Here is a 1,641-nt window from a genome sequence, read left to right on the forward strand (position 1 = left end):
CCCGACAACGCCACATCCCAGACCCTGTGACTCAAACGCAATAGTCGGGAGCGTGGCAGCGGAGTGCTTGCCATCCTTAGAATTTTGCAGGCTCGACGACGTACAAAGAGATTGCGTTTCCAGGGGTTATTCCGGTTGTGGAGAGATGGCCGGAGGCCGGGAGGTGCCGCCAAGCCGCTGTATCTCCCCTTATCGCGCCTTATTCCTGCCCAGACTGCGCTACGTCAGCGTCATCGACTAAAGTGTCATCGGGATAGAACTTATAAGGTTCAATAAAGAAAACATCTGAAATGATATTACATAATGCGATAAATTGCTACCTAAGTCTTGTGGGGGCTTAACTTTTTATAGACGTGCGGATTGATATTTCTTGGCCTCGAAAATGCCACCTTTCGGCATGCGGAGGCACGTATGCGTTTTCTGAACAATCTCCGGCTTGGAACCAAGCTGGCGATTCCCGTCGCGATTTTCATCGCCGTCACGGTCGGTCTGATCGTTCTCGCCGAGATCGGACTCGGGCGCATGGCAAAGGATACCCAGGAACTCGTGGATGTGGATGCCGCGCGTCTGACGGCTATTCTGTCGATCAGCGCCGATCTCAATCAGGCGACGATCCAGGAAAAGAACATCATTGCGGACAAGAATGTGGAAGCGCGCAAGGGCTATGCGGACAACTATGCCCGGATCAAGCAGGTCGCGCTCAAGAAGCTTGAGGCGCTTCCCGGACAGGAGAACCTCAAGACCCTGATCCTCAAGTACGTCGAGCTCATGGACAGGAGCGTGGCTCACGGTGTGAAGGGTTACGAGGACGAGGCCGCCATGACGGTCTCCAACGGGGAGGGACGGAGCACCCGTCAGCAGCTCGATGCGGCCGTCGCCGAGATGGTCGATGCGAGCATGCTCGCTCTCGAGAGGGCCAAGAACGAGGCCAACGACCTCACGAACCGGATGGCGTGGCTGCTTGTGGTTTCGGCCGCTATCGGAGTTCTCGCCGCCCTCGGCTTGATTGCCGCCATCGTCGTCTACGGCATCACCCGACCGCTCTCCGGGATCACGAGCGCCATGGGCCGTCTCGCCAGTGGCGACCTTGCGGTGAATGTAACCGGCGCCGAGCGCAGGGACGAGGTCGGCCAACTGGCTCGCGCGCTGCAGGTGTTCAAGGACAACGCCATCGAGGCCCGCCGTCTCGCCGCCGAGCAGGAGGCCGAGAACGAGGCCAAGATGCGCCGCGCCCAGATGCTCGATCAGCTGACACGTGAGTTCGAGGCCAATGTCTCGGCTCTCACGCACGGCCTGTCGAGTGCGGCCACTGAAATGGAGTCGACGGCGCAGTCGATGCGTTCGGTTGCGGATCAGACCACGGGCCAGTCGGTGCAGGTGGCGTCCGCCGCCGAGCAGACCTCGGCCAACGTGCAGACGGTGGCTGCGGCCACGGAGGAGCTCTCCATCTCCATCCGCGAGATCGCCTCCCAGGTCGGCCAGTCCTCCCAGATCGCCGAGCGCGCCGTGGCCGACGCCCAGCGCACCAACGTCACGGTCCAGGCGCTCGCCGACACGGCCGAGAAGATCGGCAACGTGATCGCCCTGATCAACACTATCGCCGGCCAGACGAACCTGCTGGCGCTCAACGCCACCATCGAG

The 1,641-nt window shown here is 60.8% G+C and carries 1 protein-coding gene; it reads left to right on the top strand.

The window, feature by feature from the left end; translation table 11 throughout:
- Window positions 1–411: 411 nt before the first annotated feature.
- On the top strand, window positions 412–1,641 hold a 1,230-nt coding region (locus LG661_RS24550; RefSeq protein WP_230534618.1), incomplete at its 3' end, for a methyl-accepting chemotaxis protein.

The organism is Microvirga roseola (genome assembly GCF_020866965.1).
Lineage (GTDB): Bacteria > Pseudomonadota > Alphaproteobacteria > Rhizobiales > Beijerinckiaceae > Microvirga > Microvirga roseola.